The following is a 16,692-nucleotide window of genomic DNA, read 5'->3' on the forward strand; positions in this document are numbered from 1 at the left end:
GGCTGCGGCAGGAGATCCGGCTGTACCGGAACGGAACGGCTGGAGCAAAAATTTCCTGCATGCTGGGGTTTCTGCACCCGTTATTCGCGAAGGTAAAAGCTAAAGTGGACAAATCGGCTTCTGAATTGACCATATAACACATCCAGCTGACCACCTCTCCGGGCCGGCGGCGATTATTTTAACGGCCTGAAATTTCCGGAGGATCTGCCTTGCCGGCAGGCCGTCAGGATTTCAGGTAATTAACCGACCAAAGATTCATATGAAAAAAACTTTACTCAGCTTGCTCGGCATTCTGCTGCTCTCGTGGAATGCAATTGCACAGCAAAAAAACGTGAGCGGCACGGTCCGCGACCAGGGAGACGGACAGCCGATACCCGGCGTCAGTGTACGCGTTAGCGGCAGCCAGACCGGCACCTCTACCAATGCAGATGGTACCTATACGATTTCTGTACAGGCCGGCGCATCGCTGGTCTTCAGTTCTGTAGGTTATGTAACACAGACCAGACAGGTAGGCAGCGGCACTACCCTGAATGTGGAACTGGCTTCAGACTCAAAAGAACTCAGCGAAGTGGTAGTGACCGCCCTCGGTATTACCCGGAAAAAAAATGAGTTGGCTTACGCCGCGCAGGAAGTGCGCGCGGAAGACATTACCCGCACCCGCGACAACAACCTGGTCAACTCCCTGGGCGGCAAGGTTGCCGGCCTCGACATCAGGAGAAACAACACGATGGGCGGTTCGACGAACGTCGTGATCCGCGGTTTCAAGTCAATAAGCGGTAACAACCAGGCGCTGTTCGTAATAGATGGTGTGCCGGTCAGTAATGCGAATATCAACACCGCCAACCAGCAGACCGGCCGCGCCGGGTTTGACTACGGTAACGCCGCTGCAGACATCAATCCCGACGATGTAGAAAGCATGAACGTACTGAAAGGCGCTGCCGCAACTGCGCTTTACGGATCACGTGCCGCAAATGGAGTAATTATCATTACGACCAAAAAAGGCCGGAAAGGCAGTACAAATTTCTCTGTTAACAGTGGCTTGACCTGGGGCAATATTGACAAAACGACTTTCCCTGAATACCAGAAAGAGTATGGCGCAGGCTATGGCACACCAGCTACCGACGGTGCAGGAAACCCGGTTCCTGTACCCGGCTTCTGGTACCGGGACATTTTTGGCAACGGCAAAGAGCTGATCACCCAGTTTACTTCCGATGCTTCTTACGGACCGCGGTTTAACCCGAGCCTGCTTGTTTACCAGTGGGGTTCGCTTGATCCCTCCTCTCCCACCTATAAACAAAAAACCCCATGGGTAGCAGCGGCAAACGGACCTGACAAGTTTTATGAAACCGCCCTGGTATCTAACCAGAGTATCGCCATTGACGGCGGAGGTGAAAACACCACGTATAAAGTAGGCTACACCCGCAACGACGAAAACGGCGTATTGCCGAACAGCAAGATTACCAAAAACCTGTTCAACTTTGGCGCATCGCGCGAAATGGCGAAAAACCTGCGTGTCGAGGCCTCCGCAAACTATTCACGTATTGAAGGGCTGGGGCGTTACGGCACAGGTTATGCCAACCTGAACCCGAACCAGAATTTCCGTCAATGGTACCAGACCAACGTGGATATGCTGGAACTCAAAGATGCATTTTTCAGGAACCGCCGCAATATTACATGGAACTGGTCTGATGCAACAGGCACGCGACCCATTTACGCTGATAACCCTTACTTTACCCGTTATAAGAACCTTGTAACAGATTCCCGCAACCATTTCTTCGGAAATATTACCGCCACTTATAAATTCGCGGAGTGGCTCGACGTGCTTGGCCGCGTTACTTACGACGGCACGGGCGACCTGCAGGAAGAACGAATTGCAGTTGGCAGTTACGCCGTTTCTTCTTATGCCCGCACCAACCGGAACGCCAGCGAAACAAATTATGACCTCCTGCTGAACTTCAAACATGATTTTTCAGAGGTGTTCACATTCCGCGGACTTCTTGGTGCCAACCTGCGCCGCGACAATGTCAATTCGATCCGTGCGCAGACCAACGGCGGCCTGGTGGCCCCAGATCTTTATTCGTTGCTGAACTCCGTCAGTCCGATCGAAGCGCCGGTTGAAATTTACCAGCGCCGGGCAGTAGATGGCCACTTTGCCAGCGCCACGTTCGGCTACCGCAACATGCTCGTTCTCGATGCCACGATACGTCGCGACGTATCCTCTACTCTGCCCACCACGAACAACGAGTTCTGGTACCCCTCGGTCGCGGCCGGTTTCACATTCTCAGAACTGATGAAACAGCAAACGTGGTTATCCTATGGTAAACTGCGTGTCAACTACGCCCAGGTGGGAAACGATGCTCCGCCGCTCAGCGTGTATGATGTCTATACCAAACCTACTTCATTCGATGTGCTGCCGCTTTTTTCGGTATCAAACACAAAAAACAATCCTGCGCTGCGTCCTGAACGTACCCGAAGCCTGGAAGCAGGGGTCGAAGCCTCATTCTTTAAAAGCCGGCTCGGATTTGACGTAACGTTATACCGCACACTGTCTATTGACCAGATTACGCCGGTATCGGTGAGCTCGGCAACCGGCTATACTGCCAGGTATGTAAATGCTGGCGAGGTTGAAAATAAAGGTATTGAGCTTAGCTTGTACGGCACACCTGTGAAGACGCAGAATTTCTCCTGGAACATCAACCTTAACTTTACAAGCAACCGCAATATCGTGCTTAAGCTGGATCCCGATGCAGGCGGAAACATCGAACTGGCCGCACTTCAGGGCGGGGTAACACTGAATGCCGCAGAAGGACAGCCTTACGGCGTGATCCGCGGAACAGACTTCGTATACCTGAATGGCCAGCCGGTTGTGCTGCCTACCGGTTACTACAAGGTCACAACACAATCCAATCACATTATTGGCGACCCGAACCCGGACTTTATGGCCGGACTTCAGAACGGGCTCAAGTACAAGAACATCGCGTTGAATTTCCTGATCGACATGCGGCAGGGCGGCGACCTGTTTTCACTTGACCAGTGGTATGGCAACGGAACCGGTCTTTATCCTGGTACTGCAGGCCTGAACGACCTTGGTAACCCATTGCGAAATACGCTTGCCAATGGCGGCGGGATCATCTTACCCGGTGTTAAGGAAGACGGCACACCAAATAACATCCGTGTGGATGCATCGACTTCGGCAATTACACCTTTTGGCTACTCGCAAAACCCGCCAAGGGCCATGCGGATTTATGACGCCAGTTACATCAAACTGCGCGAGGTTTCACTCAGCTACGCCCTGCCGGCCCGCCTTGTTGAAAAAATCAGGCCCTTCAAAGGCGTTGAAGCTTCTTTGATCGGGCGCAACCTCTGGATCATTCACAAAAATGTACCTTACGCAGATCCTGAAGACGCACTTAGTTCAGGCAACCTGTCGGGCTACCAAAGTGGCTCGTACCCTGCCGTGAGAACGATTGGTTTTAACCTGAGATTCAAACTTTAAGCCTACACAAATGAAAAAGATAACCTGTATACTTGCTGCCGCCGCGCTGCTGAGCGCCTGCGCCAAGGATAAATCCGACTATAATATCGACATAAAAAACCCGCAGGTGGCCACTGCGCCACCGCTGTTCACAGCCGCAGCGAAAAGTTTTTCTGATATCATCACCTCGCCCAGCGTGAATAACAACCCTTTCAGGTTTTATGCCCAGTACTGGACTTCGACAGAATACCTGGACGAGCCCAGGTATAACCTGCTCGCCCGGCCCATTCCGCAGGCGTTCTGGCAGGCGTTGTACCGCGACGTGCTGATGGACCTGCGCGAGGCGAGGAAACTCATTACCGCCGATCAGTTTATGGCTGCGCCAACCAAAGCTTCGCAGCTTGCCCAAACTGAGATAATGGAGGTAATGGCCTGGTCTACACTCGTCAACACGTATGGAAATATTCCTTATTCAGAGGCCCTTGACGTAACGAAGACACAGCCTAAGTACGATGACGCGGCCACGATTTATGCTGACCTGCTGACCCGGCTCGACGCCGCCCTGACAACGCTTAACAGCGGCGCAACCGGCTACGGCGCGGCCGACGTGTTTTATAACGGCGATATTGCCAAATGGCGAAAATTTGGCAACTCCTTGAAACTGCGCCTGGGGCTGATCCTGGCCGATAAGGATCCTGCAAAAGCAAAGACCCTGATTGAAGCGGCTGCACCGAATGTCATGACCAGCGCCGCTGACAACCTGACCTTTAGGTACATGAAAACCACCCCAAACAACAATCCAATTGCCAATGCGACTAATCCGGGGTTAACCACGCGTAAAGACTACGTGGGTGCCAAGCCATTTATTGACAAACTGAACAGCCTGCAGGATCCGCGACGCGCTGGGTTCTTTACCACCGTAGGCGGAAATTTTGTAGGAGGTTATTATGGCTTCTCGAACTCATACAGTAACTTTTCAACGCTGAACCCCAAAATCGCGGCGTATGACTTCGAAGCACTGCTGCTGGACTATACCGAAGTGGAGTTTGCGCTGGCAGAAGCCGCTGCCAGAGGATTCACGGTTCCAGGCACTGCTGAAACACATTACAACAACGCCATTACTTCATCTATTCTGTACTGGGGCGGAACCACAGCGCAGGCAGCCACCTATCTGGCGCGTCCTGACGTGGCCTGGAGTTCTGCTTCGGCAAACTACCGCGAGAAAATCGGCCTGCAGAAATGGATTGCTTTGTATAACCGCGGCTACGACGCCTGGGTGGAATGGAAACGCCTTGACTACCCGGTGCTTGCACCCCCAAGTCCGGCAACGGCGCCTCCGGGAGAAACCATTTCACCAGGCCTGGTCATCCCTGTCCGCCTGATCTATCCGATCAATGAACAAACTCTGAACACAGCCAATCGCGCAGCAGCCGCATCAGCTATAGGTGGCGACCTGATTACCTCTAAGATATTCTGGGATGTAAATTAATGCATTCCTGGCACAAGCGGCCAACTCCCACTTTCATACTTTGTAGAAAGTTAGTTAATGATAGAAACAGCGGAACGAGCGAGTCGGGCCGCTGTTTTGTTTTAAGACAGGCGCGCCTGCGAAACCGTGACTTAACAGTAAGCAACAGAAAACCGGAGGAATGGAAAAAAAATGGAGCGGCCCGCTTGCCTCTTAACGGTCACACAAATGGGAATCCCGGTTTAGCCGGAAATTACACGCCGTATCGTTCGCGGGAGGTTGCCGCAATCTGCCGGGCATTTCCATAAATGCTGAGGGCACGGTCATAGCTGTGTACCGTATCGTAAGCCAACATGTCAAGCCGGTCGAAAATAGCTGCAACAGTTTGTAGCGGTAATGGCATGCGATTCGGGTAGCTGTACATTGCAGACAAGTGGCGGCCGTTTGGCGAAACCATCAGCGTATCGCCGAGTAAAACGGTTCCGCCTGCAGAAAGAGAAGGCGCGTATAACACACTGCTGCCCGGGAAATGCCCGCCCAGTTTCAGCAGCGAAAGGTCATCCCAAAGGTAAAGCATATCTCCCTGCCACAGGTTAAGCCTGGGCGTCCGGTTGACAATCCAGGGCGAATTTGATGCGTGAATCAGAATTTCGCAGTTGAAAGCTTCGGCCCATTCGTTCATGTTGCTGCAGAAATGCGGGTGTGATAAGGCAATGGCGCGCAGTCCCCCCAGCGCTTCGATGCGTATGCGGGTCTGCTCGTCCAGCAATGGAATGCAGTCCCAGAGCACGTTTCCTCCCGGACTTCTGACGAGGATGGCGCGCTGCCCAATGGCAAACCTCGGGCTTAACCGGAGGTCAGAAAGACGGGGGCCCAGCTCCTGCCAGCTTACATGGAATGTATCGTGCAGCTGCGATCGGTCTGTCCAGACCTGTCCGCCCGCCGGCACATACTGACGGTCATCTGCACAGATGACGCAGGTACCTGACAATTCTTGCTGTGGGTACTGCGTGCCGCATGTACTGCATATTTTTCCTGAAGTTAGATCCATGGGGGCCGGCGGATGTTCTTTTAAAACGCCCTAAATTAAGTCCCTGCCGGCATGTCCCGGTAGTCCAGATTGCAAACTCCCGGTAGTCCATCCCATCTGCCGGTCACAAGCCTGTTGCGGCCTCCGGTTCGTTTGCGTTCGTGCGCCGCACATGCAGATCGGCCCGGCCAAAGCCCAATGAACCAGCCAGATCAGTTCCCTGTACGTTGATAACATAGGTGCCTGCTTTATCAGCCGTGAAAAAGCCGATCCGGGCAATACCTGCCGAATCGGTGGTCAGGTTAGGCTCCCAATGAATCGTTGCACGCATATCAGAACCGTCGGCCTTTGCACCCGGCCGGTATCGAGGGGTGTAAAATGTTTTGGGTAAGGTAAATGGCAGCGGACGGTGCACCAGGGTACCAATGCTTTTTCGCATCATCGGGCCGTGGCCTGAGCGGGTGGTGACTTCGACAAACGAGTGTTCATAAAAAACAGCCATAGGGTGCAGGTAACGGCTGGTATAGCCCATCTGGTATTTTCCCGAATACATGACCTCAATACCCTTAATTTCCTCCGCACTGAAATAATCGAGCAGCTGCCTGAAGTATTCATATCGCGGCGTTCCCGGCGGTAAAAAAAAGTCGACATCCTTGCCATCGATGATCAGATGCATAGGCACAAAATTAACCGTGTGGAAGCGCTCGCCGGTTTTCGAAGTCCGTTCGCCGAAATTTTTCAGCTGGCTTCTGAGCAGGTCGCCAAGGGTGGTTCGTCCTGCCTTGATCATATCCGCCTCATCAAAAATGACATCGGCGGCCCCCGGCCCGTTCACGTTTTTTGAATCGGGCACAAGTTTCTTACCCCTGATTATCACCTCCTGAAGGCGGATGCCGGTGGCCGACTCCTGCTCACGCCTGAGCGCAACCTGCTGCTGGCTTTTAACCAGGCTGGCGGTATCAATGTTCGCAAACCAGGGAAGTCTACGCAGAACCGGGGCCGGCAAAGCTGGGGGCGGGATAATATCGACTTCCAGCCCAACGTTAAAACTCTTTCCCCTTCTGTTTTTGGCCTGAATAAAGTATATGGCCGTATCAACGGGAACCAGGCCGGTAAACATAAAGCGGCCGCGTGCATCTGCCACCGTATCCAGAACGGTTACCGGCTTTTTGGAAAAAAGTGCCAGCGGCGCCCCGGGAACGGGCTTATTGAAGGCATTGGTTACCGTACCGCTCACCACAAATTCTTTTTCGGCCGCATAAGCGGGCACAGCAGGCGGCCTGAAAGCAGCGGCTATATCAAATTTCACCCAAGCCTGGGTAAGCAGAAGAAGATCAAGATGCCGCCACTTACGGGGGCTACCCGCGGCACCCTCATAGTAGGCAGGCTGCTCAACGTTTCCTTTCAGTTCAGCGTGCAGCAGAACCGAACGGGTCATGTTATCATTCCGCAAGCTGTCTGAACGAACCTGGCTATTGGCGGTAACCGACAGCGAAAAACTACCCCTGACCGGCTTCCCTCCCGCGTCTGTAACCTGCAGGGTCAGGTTCACCGAGTCGCGCAGCGCATACTGGGTTTTAGAGGGCACGATCTTTACACGCAGCGCATCCTGGTGGTCTACATAAAAAGCCCGCTCGGCAAGGGGTTGTCTGTTTGCATCAAGCAGCGTAATCCTCGCCACGCCGCTGGGGAACGCCTTTTTACTTATTTTCAGCGTCGCAAAACTCTGGCTCAACCCAATCGCTGCGGCAAAAGCCACGATTCCCCGGCTGTGACCAACCAGGAAGTAACGCTGGCCGGTCGGTGTTGCGGTTCCTGCTGCGAGCACTCGCACGAGGCACGAATCGTTTGCCAGGTCATTAAAGACAGACAGGATTATCCCTGATGGTTTTACCGCCGGCAGCGGATAGTCTTTGCTTCCCCCGCCGGGCAAAATAATCCTGGCCTTATAGGTTGAGCCAGGCTCCGGCGTAAAGCGAAAGGCCCCCATGCCGAGGTGTTCGGAAACAAACTCGACAATGGTTTTACCCTCCTGATTAATGACCTGGCCGCCCACATGGGCTCCGGTGCCATCTTCATGAAGCGACTTGAAGGCCACCAAGACAGGAAGGCCGGCAACCAGATTTCCGCCCTCGGGCAGAAACTGGATGTCACGGTGTTCAGCACGGTTAAAAATGAGCGGCAGGCGAATGGTTTGCTGGTTGCCGGTCTTGCGCCGGTCCTGAACAGACAAAACAAGGTCAGGCTTCACATTAGACTCGGGCAGTTCAAAATCCACGTACGCATCGCCATCCAGGCCGGTTTCGGTATTGGTCCTGACCAGGTTCTTTTTACCCTGGCTAACGGCAAGTTTCATTTCGCGAAGCCCAACCAGCGTTTCGTCCAACTGCCTGAACCGCAAGTCGAGCCTGACCTGCCGCGCGCCTGGGGCGCTGGCAAAACGCGGCTTGTAATGCAGCAGCCAGTCGCCCGCTGCAGGCGTGCCAATAAAAAGCTCTTTGCTAAAAAAATGTGCTGTACCCTGGTTGCGCATCCAATTCGTATACCCCCGAAGCAGGTACGTGCCCTGCGTCAGTTTGTCGGGCAGGACGATTGTTCCGCCTGCCAGACCGTAGGCAACAGGAATCATCTGTCTGGCAACGACCGCATTGCTGTCAGATATCAACTCTACATACATGATGCGGCTTTGTTCTGAAGGACCGAGCAAAGAACCGTTAAACAAATAGGCTTTGAACCAGATGGTGTCAGCAGCGAGATACCCGTCCCGGTCTGTGTGTATGTAAAGCCGTTCGGGCGCAGTGCGGCGTGTATGCGCCTGCAGGCTATCGATCAACGTGTTTACTTCCTGCCTTGCGCCAGACTGGGCGGCGACCTGCAGGCTAAACAACACAAACGTAAGAAGAATGGCGCAGGACCTGCTCATATCTGGTATATCTGGCTAAGACAAACGTACGAATTTGGTGCTTCCCGGCAAAGATTCCGGCTGGGCTTACGGGTTTTAAACATCCGGTCCGGGCGCGATCGGCCGATACTGTACACATAACTGGTCTGTTCACCGCCATACCTGTGAACCCTGACCAGCTGATGCGAACCAAAAATCGACCAAAAATGCATCAAACTAATAATGAGTCAATTATAGTAAAAAAACCGGGCATTATTCCGGTTGACTCTTGGCGGACCAGCCCTTTGTAACAACTTTTTGGCATTCACTTTGTCTCTGGACAAATACATTATTAAAAATACCTATATGAAAAAGACAGTTCAATTGCTCAGCTTGTTAATGATCGCCCTTGTGGGATTTGGATCGTGTAAAAAGGATAAGGATCCGGCAACGACAGATTTCTTCGTCGGCACTTATCGGGGAACGGTTAGCTATAACGATGGCACCAACAACATCAACAGCTCTGACGGCAAAGTAACCGTGACCAAGGTCGGTTCTACATCGTACAAGTTTTTCTTTGGAAACAATATCCCTGACATTACTGATGTCAATTTTGAAAAAGCCGGCGACAACACCTACGTGAGTGTGGGTTCTGGCGTGACGGGAATTACCATCGACGCAAGCTCGCTAAAAATGCTGGTTAAACGTGGTAACCAAACCTGGACAGCCAATTGTACGCGCTGATCGGGCAGCAACAGCCTTTAAAGAGCCGTCTCATCACATGGATGAGGCGGCTTTTTTTTTGAGAACTCAGTGGGCTGCAGGCGACTGCCGAACAATGCGCATACTCCCCCTCCCGAATCATGCCTTTAACCTGGCTTGAGCCGAAAGTCCCGGCCCTATGTACACGCATCACCTGTTCAGGTAATATCATGGCAGACAGACTATTACGATAGTCTCAAAACTATTGACTTCAGGAGGTGTTTATTTTCAAAAAGCACCATGGAAACGGATAAGAAAAAAGAAATAAAACAAGACGCTGAAACATCAAATATGCCTCACAGACAGGTTCCGGTGTACAAAAGCAACGAAAATGAATCGGAGAATAAGGTTGAGAGCGATGCCGGAAACCTTGCCAAAGACTTTGGCGGCGGTGATTATGGTGCCGAGGAAGCACGTGCAGACGCCGGGAAAGGGAATAAAGGCGAAACCGGAAGTGAGCCGGGCAGCAATCCGCCGGACTAACATCCTGCCGGGGCGCTGCGCGGCCTCCAAATCGCCGAGAAATACACCCATGCGAAATAAAATACCTGTTCAGGTATCCTGATCCAAAGGTACTCAGGCCCCGGCCCATTTGCTTCGGCGGTGTACAAATTCAGGTGCGTCAGTGCCGCATGAATATTTGCAGGCAAAATCAGCACAAAAAAGACCAGCAGCAGCCTTGCAGTAAGCTGCCGTGTTTTTTTGACCTGTAAACCAACAGCTGCCGCAATTTCAAGTATACCGGTCAGTATAACCAGAAATACTTTTCCCGGTACGGGATCCGGAATCATGCGGCTCATGCCGGCAGTAAACATAAAGTGCCCGAGCGCGGTGAACAAAAGCATGGCCGACAGGCCTGTGCGTGCCGCCAACTGCCAATCGTGGCGGTTTCTAAACAGGCGCAGCCACAAGTAAGCTGCCGCCGTTACAACGAGTAATACCCATATAACCTTCATACGCCAAATGTCGCAAACCGCTACCCTGCTGTCAATGAACCCAGGTTAAGTAATTCGGCGGCGAATGCGACTGAGTGCCTGTGGCGTAATACCGATATAAGAAGCCAGATATTTTAAGGGAATCTCTTTCAGCAACCTCGGTTTCTCGCTGAACAAATCGCGGTACCGTTGTTCGGCACTGCGGGTTAAAAACGAGAGTTCGCGTTTGGATTTTTCCAGAAAGAGATGTTCTCCTGCAAAACGGCCGATGGCATTGCCCACTTCCGTATGTTTATAAACTTCCTGCAGGTCTTCCCAGCTGATCTGCCAAAGCACCGCGTTTGTTAGCGTTTCGATCCGGTAACCGGATGGCCGGCGCGTCAGGAAGGAATCGTAGCCACTTATAAATTCTCCCTGGAAAACAAATGCGAAGGTCGTTTCTTCAAATTCCCTGGTTACCAGACACCTCACTATGCCTTCAGACAGAAAAGACAGGTAGTTTTCGACCGAACCGGCCTGGAGCAAAGCCGTTTTACGGGGTACTTTGCGGTAGCGCAGCCTTGAGGAGAAAAACGCCCAGTCGGTCTCTCCGACCGGCGCAAAGCGTTCAAAGTAAGTTCTGATCTGGTCCATCTGCAACTAAGTTCTGAAAAATAAATTAACCGCCACAATTCCCGGCGTAGCGATGCGGAGCCGGTATACGTATGTGTCCATACTAAAGGGTACATCATGCTACGCAACTACTTACCTTTCATTTCTCTTGTGTTTGTCCTGCTTTCGGGATGCAAAAAAACAGACAAACCGCAGGTTGTTCCTGTAATGTCGGTGAACGATTCTTTTGAAAGTGCTGTTTCAGGCTGGACGGCCGACTTTGCCGACTATCCGGCCGGCGAAGAAACGAAATTCCAGCTCCAACAGGGTTATGCCACGCTCCCCGCGCCGCTCGACGCATCGAAAGGCGGCTTTCGCATTTCAGGCATGAACCGCAGCGATGACCTGTTCATGTTCTTTAGAAAAAAATTAACAGGACTGCTCCCGAATAAAGTGTATCAGATGGATCTCGAAGTCACATTCGCCACAGCTGTACCATCAGGCCGGGCCGGTGCAGGCGGCGCACCGGGCGAAAGCGTATACCTGAAGGCGGGGATGATGCCACTCGAACCTCAGAAGGTATTGAACCAGCAAACCGGCTATTACCGCATGAACATTGATAAGGCCAACCAGGCGGTAGACGGCAAAGACATGCAGGTTATCGGCAACGTCACAAACGGGACGACGACAGAGGAGTACCGGCTGGTTAAAAGACTCGGCAGCTTTTCGGGATCGACGAACAGCAAAGGGGAAATCTGGCTTTGCATCGGGACGGATTCAGGCTTTGAAGCAATGACGACCCTATATTACACACAAGTGAAGGCCATACTTTATGAATAAAGCCAGTTAGTCAGATCTGACCGGAAAGGCCTCATATCTGACTCAAAAACGAACTGCTTTCTTCTACGATCTTGGGGTGCTTCAGGAAGCTGTTCGGTGTCAGGCCGGTAAATTCCTTAAACTCCCTGATAAAATGCGAATGATCGGTATAATTCAGTTCGTAAGCAATATCGGAGGTGTTCCGGTGTTCTTTATTGCGCAGCATGCTTAAAGCATTTTCAAACCTGCTGAGCCGCTTGTACATAACCGGGCTGATGCCTACATACTGGTAAAAGCGGCGTTGAAACTGCCGTTCAGAAATCGAATATTTCTTTAAAACTTCTTTGTAGGTCAGCTGCTGGTGGTTGCGCAGAAAGTCGGCCACGATGAAATCCTCTCCGTACTGCCGGTGGTAACAACTGACCAAATAGTCTGAAATCAGCTTGACCTTTTCTGCATTACTTTTAGTCTCGGTTAACTGCTCATTCAATTCGAACCTGTAGAAATCCCTGATGTCGGGAACCATATTGACCAGCTCGAAAGCGTCGATGCCAAATAGTTTTTTAATGGCGCCCGGAAAAAAGCTTACGCCCACATGGGCATAAGATCCCTCTATGATGTAATTTTTGTATTTATTTACAATACCTGCCAGGAAAGTTGGCGCCAGCGGAGAACCGTCGATCTGTTTGAGCGCTTCTTTAGTGTCCAGGTCCTGGAAAATCAGCCGCGGATATTTGTCGGCAAAAATGTGCAGGATCTTTTTATTCGTCGCATCGTCATTGATGTTCAACGCCCAAATGTACCGGACGTATTTTTTAAGAATTTCAGGTGGCGGAAAGATTTCTACGTTTCCCATCGGTCGGTTCAGGTTTCTTATAGTACATACCGTGGTTAGCGGTATCGGGGATTAATTCAAATATAAGGCGTCAGGGCTTAATCGTTTCAGCTGGCTTTGACTTGTGAGCTTTAACTGACAATATCGGCATATCAGTTAAGGCTTCGATCAGACCTACAGATTTGACTACGGGCACCATCCTGGTTTCGCTACAGTAAAAAATAAAAAAATTAAAATACCAGGCGCAGCTAGTGCGCGACTGTGCTCAGTCCAGGCTCTGCTTCCACCTGACGGGTGATCAGCCTGCGTCCGGCGAGCAGAATCAACCAGGCCAGTACGGCAACAACGGCCATGATCAATGGCATGGGCAGGCTGGACTTTTCAGGAAACAGGCTCACAACAACAGAAGCAAGCGCGCCAAGTCCCATTTGCAGGGCGCCCATCAGCGCAGAGGCACTGCCGGCGTTCTTGTTAAACGGGGCCAGCGTCAAGGCTGCAGAATTTGGATTGATGAGCCCCAGACAGCCAAGGTACAAAGCGATAAATGCGACGGTCGAATACAGGTTAAGCCAGCCGGCAGCAGCAGCAGCAAGAAATGCCAGACTGATCAGCGCCTGGGCAGGCAGAGCAAGTGCGATCACCTTATTGCTGTTAAACCAGCGTAGCAGCAGGCTGTTCACCTGACTCAGGCCAATAAAAGCTACAGATAACAACGCAAAGATCCATCCATACCCGGTTTTGCTAACCCCAAAAATGGTCATGAACACAATGGGCGAGGCAGCTACATAAGCGAAAAGCCCTGCGAAGGTGAGTGCGTTGACCAGGCAGTAGGTGAAGAACTGTGGATTCGTAGCTACAGCTGTCATGCTGCGCAGAATTGGTCCTGGCTTTAGCGAATAAGCGCGGTCTGGCTGGTAACTTTCAGGAAGGAAAAAGATCACGGCGACCAGAATGGCAGCGGCCATGAAAGCCAGAAAAACGAAGACCCACTGCCAGCCAAAGGCTTCGATCAGATATCCGCCCGCAGTTGGAGCAAGCATGGGTGAAACGGCGATAACCAGCATCAGCGATGCAAAAACTTTCGGGCTCTCTGCCACCGTAAACAGGTCGCGCACCATGGCCATGGCCGCAACAGAAGCCGCGCAACTGCCAATGGCTTGTACAAACCGCAACACAATAAGCTGATCAATATCAGTAACAGCCAGGCAACCCAGCGAGGCCGCGATATACAGCGCCATGCCAAAGTACAAAGGCAGTTTACGCCCGAACTTGTCAAGCAAGGGGCCATACAGCAGCTGCCCTGCCGATATACCGATAAAGAAACCTGATAAGGACAACGATACTGACGGCACGCTTGTTTTCAGATCTCGGGCAATGACGTCAAAGCCCGGCAAGTACATGTCTATCGAGAAAGGACTCAGGGCAGCAAGACTGCCCAATATCAGGATTAAAACGAAATGGCCGGGTCTTTTCATCGGGGTTGCTTTTGGGAAGCCGCAAAGATGAGCAGAAAATCCCGGTTGTGTGACCCATCAGTAGTCTGCATTGTGTCAAAAAGACGGTTGAATCCTGACCGCTGCGGGGTTTATGCTGAGCCTTTTTCGGCTTCAGTCTCCTGTACCGACTGTCCGCCGGTTTCCACTTCGACCTCCTTTGTCGTCACAGCATAATGCTTCGGATGGATCTCCGAACCATACGCCATGGCATACGCTTTTGTAAATTCAGCACCGAAATACAAGATAATGGAAGAATAATAAGCCCACAACAACACCACGACGAGCGAGCCCGCGGCACCATATGTACTGCCTACATCACTCTGGCCAATGTAAATGGATATCCCGAATTTACCAAGCATAAACAGCACGGCGGTGACCATAGAGCCCAAAATCACATCCCGCCATTTGATAATGCCGTCGGGAAGCACTTTAAAGATTACGCCAAAGATCAGTGAGATCACAGCCAGCGTGACAGCCTGGTTCAGAATGTAAAACAGCACAACAGACACATCTTCATACCTGGCCTGCAGGGCCTGGCTTAGTCCGTCGAGCACCGCTGTCACAGCAAGCGACACCAGCAGCACAAAACCCAGGCTGATGATGACTGAAAAAGACAAAAACCTGTTTTGTAACATCTTGAGCCAGCCCCGTTTGGGTTTGGGTTTCAGCCCCCAGATGGTGTTGATCGAGTCCTGTATATCGCCAAAAATGGTGGTTGAGCCAATAAGTAAGGTGACAAGGCCGATGATGAACGCTACGGTTCCCTTGTCGCCCAGTGAGGCTTTTCTCACGATGTCTTGCAGCTGCACTGCTGTGTCCTTGCCCATAAACTCGTCTAATTGCCTGTAAATGGTACCCTCCGCTGCCTCCTGGCCCAGGAAAATACCACACAGGGAGATGATCACGACCAATAGCGGAGCCATGGAAAAGACCGTATAGTAAGCCAGTGAGCCACTCATTTTGGTTACTTTATGTTCGCCAAATCCGGTAAAGGCCGATTTCAATACCTCCCAAAGACCTTTAAGGGTTACTTTCTTCTTTTTGCGCTTTTCTGCTTTTGTGTTCGTGGTCATATATTCCGTGTAAGTAATGCTGTGTTTCTGATCTATCAACTGGCATCCTGGTTTGATTGCGGGGTCAATACACTGCAGCAGCCAGACTGCATGTAGAACCGACACTAAAAAAAATTGTTTGAGGAAATAGCGACAGGCAGGCGCAGGCAGACCGGCCTGCTGCCGAGATCTATTACCTTTGCACTGTCAATGGCACACGCACACAACAAATTCAAAGGCTTCGTCCTGGTCATCACTGCCGCTACGATCTGGGGTGTATCCGGAGCGCTGGGGCAATTTTTATTTACGCAACGGGGTATCAATACTGAATGGCTTGTTACCGTGCGACTGTTGGTTTCAGGGCTCATTCTTCTTTCGGTTGGCGCGGCAGCAACGGGAAAGCGAATTCTTGCCATCTGGAAAGAGCCACGAGATAGCATGGAGTTAATTATTTTTAGTCTGTTTGGTATGCTGGCCGTGCAGTACACCTACTTTGCCGCGATCAGTCATTCGAATGCCGCTACCGCGACGGTACTGCAGTATGCAGGCCCTGTGCTCATTACCGTGTATCTGGCCCTTAAAAAAGGCAGATGGCCAGCTCCGGTTACGTACCTGGCTTTGGCCATGGCTGTTTCGGGAACATTCCTGCTTGTTACGCATGGCGACCCGGGCGAGCTGTCCATTACGCCTGCCGCTCTTTTCTGGGGAATCGCATCGGCGGTCACACTAGCCTTTTACAGCATCTATCCCACGAGGTTGATGTCCAAGTTCAGCTCTGTGCAGCTGATTGGCTGGGCCATGTTCATTGGCGGACTGGTTTTCTCTTTTGTTCACGCGCCCTGGCAGGTATCAGGAACCTGGGACATTTACACCTGGGCTTTTCTCGCATTCATTATTCTTTGCGGTAGCCTGGTTTCTTTCTACGCCTACCTGACGGCCATCCGCCTGGTCGGTGCGCAGACGGCAAGCCTGCTTGCATCTGCAGAACCACTCTCTGCGGCGATCATCGCAGTATCCTGGTTGCATGTCGACTTTTCGGCCTTCGATTATGCGGGCAGCCTGCTTATCCTTTCCACACTGTTTTTGCTCGGGCATAAAGAACCAGCCTGACGGGGAGTGTGCCCGGCCTGGTCGGCCTGCCTTTACCGGGCCCTGCCTGCTAACCTGGCCAGGCTGAAGCGATGCAGCACTGATCTATCTTCCCTATCGGTGGGTTTGGATCGCTAACAGACATCAGGCAAGAGGCTTCACAGGTCACGTGCCATCGCATCAAGTGCTAACCATTCACTTTGCAAATCAACCCGGCGTTTACGCAATCTTCCCGCTCCGCAGCTCTGCAGGTGGCTCC

General features: G+C 51.9%; 13 protein-coding genes. 6 read left to right on the forward strand and 7 right to left on the reverse strand.

Translation table 11 applies throughout. The features are described 5' to 3' along the window. Positions 1–259 precede the first annotated feature (259 nt). Positions 260–3,496: a SusC/RagA family TonB-linked outer membrane protein gene (locus tag C7T94_RS12555; protein WP_107215655.1), complete on the forward strand. Its 3,237-nt coding sequence runs from the start codon at positions 260–262 to the stop codon at positions 3,494–3,496. A 10-nt stretch (positions 3,497–3,506) separates the two neighbouring features. Further along, positions 3,507–4,964: a SusD/RagB family nutrient-binding outer membrane lipoprotein gene (locus C7T94_RS12560; RefSeq protein WP_107215656.1), complete on the forward strand. Its 1,458-nt coding sequence runs from the start codon at positions 3,507–3,509 to the stop codon at positions 4,962–4,964. 232 nt (positions 4,965–5,196) lie between these two features. On the opposite strand, the gene C7T94_RS12565 is transcribed toward C7T94_RS12560, so the two are convergent. Both C7T94_RS12565 and C7T94_RS12570 read right to left on the reverse strand, forming a co-directional pair. Continuing rightward, positions 5,197–5,994, reverse strand: a complete 798-nt coding sequence (locus tag C7T94_RS12565; RefSeq protein WP_107215657.1) for an MBL fold metallo-hydrolase — start codon at positions 5,992–5,994, stop codon at positions 5,197–5,199. A 103-nt stretch (positions 5,995–6,097) separates the two neighbouring features. Then, on the reverse strand, positions 6,098–8,896 hold the full coding sequence (locus C7T94_RS12570; protein WP_107215658.1) for a carboxypeptidase-like regulatory domain-containing protein: 2,799 nt from the start codon (positions 8,894–8,896) through the stop codon (positions 6,098–6,100). Between the two features lie 324 nt (positions 8,897–9,220). On the opposite strand from C7T94_RS12570, the gene C7T94_RS12580 reads away from it, so the two are divergent. Both C7T94_RS12580 and C7T94_RS12585 read left to right on the forward strand, forming a co-directional pair. After that, entirely contained in the window at positions 9,221–9,598 is a 378-nt protein-coding gene (locus tag C7T94_RS12580; RefSeq protein ID WP_107216103.1) for a hypothetical protein, read from the forward strand. A 309-nt stretch (positions 9,599–9,907) separates the two neighbouring features. After that, a complete protein-coding gene (locus C7T94_RS12585) occupies positions 9,908–10,099 on the forward strand; it encodes a hypothetical protein (RefSeq protein ID WP_239495007.1) in 192 nt (63 codons plus the stop codon). Here C7T94_RS12585 and C7T94_RS12590 read toward each other — a convergent pair. Together C7T94_RS12590 and C7T94_RS12595 are read right to left on the reverse strand one after the other, a co-directional pair. After that, positions 10,096–10,572, reverse strand: a complete 477-nt coding sequence (locus tag C7T94_RS12590; protein WP_107215661.1) for a DoxX family protein — start codon at positions 10,570–10,572, stop codon at positions 10,096–10,098. The genes C7T94_RS12585 and C7T94_RS12590 overlap by 4 nt on opposite strands. A gap of 45 nt (positions 10,573–10,617) precedes the next feature. After that, a complete protein-coding gene (locus C7T94_RS12595; protein WP_107215662.1) occupies positions 10,618–11,184 on the reverse strand; it encodes a Crp/Fnr family transcriptional regulator in 567 nt (188 codons plus the stop codon). A 96-nt stretch (positions 11,185–11,280) separates the two neighbouring features. On the opposite strand from C7T94_RS12595, the gene C7T94_RS12600 reads away from it, so the two are divergent. Next, on the forward strand, positions 11,281–11,982 hold the full coding sequence (locus C7T94_RS12600; protein WP_107215663.1) for a hypothetical protein: 702 nt from the start codon (positions 11,281–11,283) through the stop codon (positions 11,980–11,982). 31 nt (positions 11,983–12,013) lie between these two features. Here the strand turns inward: C7T94_RS12600 and C7T94_RS12605 are convergent, their stop codons facing one another. From C7T94_RS12605 to C7T94_RS12615, 3 genes are all read right to left on the reverse strand, one after another. Continuing rightward, complete coding sequence (locus C7T94_RS12605; protein WP_107215664.1) at positions 12,014–12,817, reverse strand: helix-turn-helix domain-containing protein; 804 nt, start codon at positions 12,815–12,817, stop codon at positions 12,014–12,016. A gap of 227 nt (positions 12,818–13,044) precedes the next feature. Next, positions 13,045–14,271 carry a multidrug effflux MFS transporter gene (locus C7T94_RS12610; protein ID WP_107215665.1) on the reverse strand — a complete coding sequence of 409 codons (1,227 nt, stop codon included), beginning with the start codon at positions 14,269–14,271 and terminating at the stop codon, positions 13,045–13,047. A gap of 110 nt (positions 14,272–14,381) precedes the next feature. Beyond that, positions 14,382–15,365 carry a YihY/virulence factor BrkB family protein gene (locus tag C7T94_RS12615; RefSeq protein ID WP_107216104.1) on the reverse strand — a complete coding sequence of 328 codons (984 nt, stop codon included), beginning with the start codon at positions 15,363–15,365 and terminating at the stop codon, positions 14,382–14,384. A gap of 189 nt (positions 15,366–15,554) precedes the next feature. Between C7T94_RS12615 and C7T94_RS12620 the strand changes: the two genes are divergently transcribed. Beyond that, positions 15,555–16,454 carry an EamA family transporter gene (locus C7T94_RS12620; RefSeq protein WP_107216105.1) on the forward strand — a complete coding sequence of 300 codons (900 nt, stop codon included), beginning with the start codon at positions 15,555–15,557 and terminating at the stop codon, positions 16,452–16,454. Positions 16,455–16,692: the final 238 nt, after the last annotated feature.

This window comes from Pedobacter yulinensis, from assembly GCF_003029735.1.
Taxonomy (GTDB): domain Bacteria; phylum Bacteroidota; class Bacteroidia; order Sphingobacteriales; family Sphingobacteriaceae; genus Pedobacter; species Pedobacter yulinensis.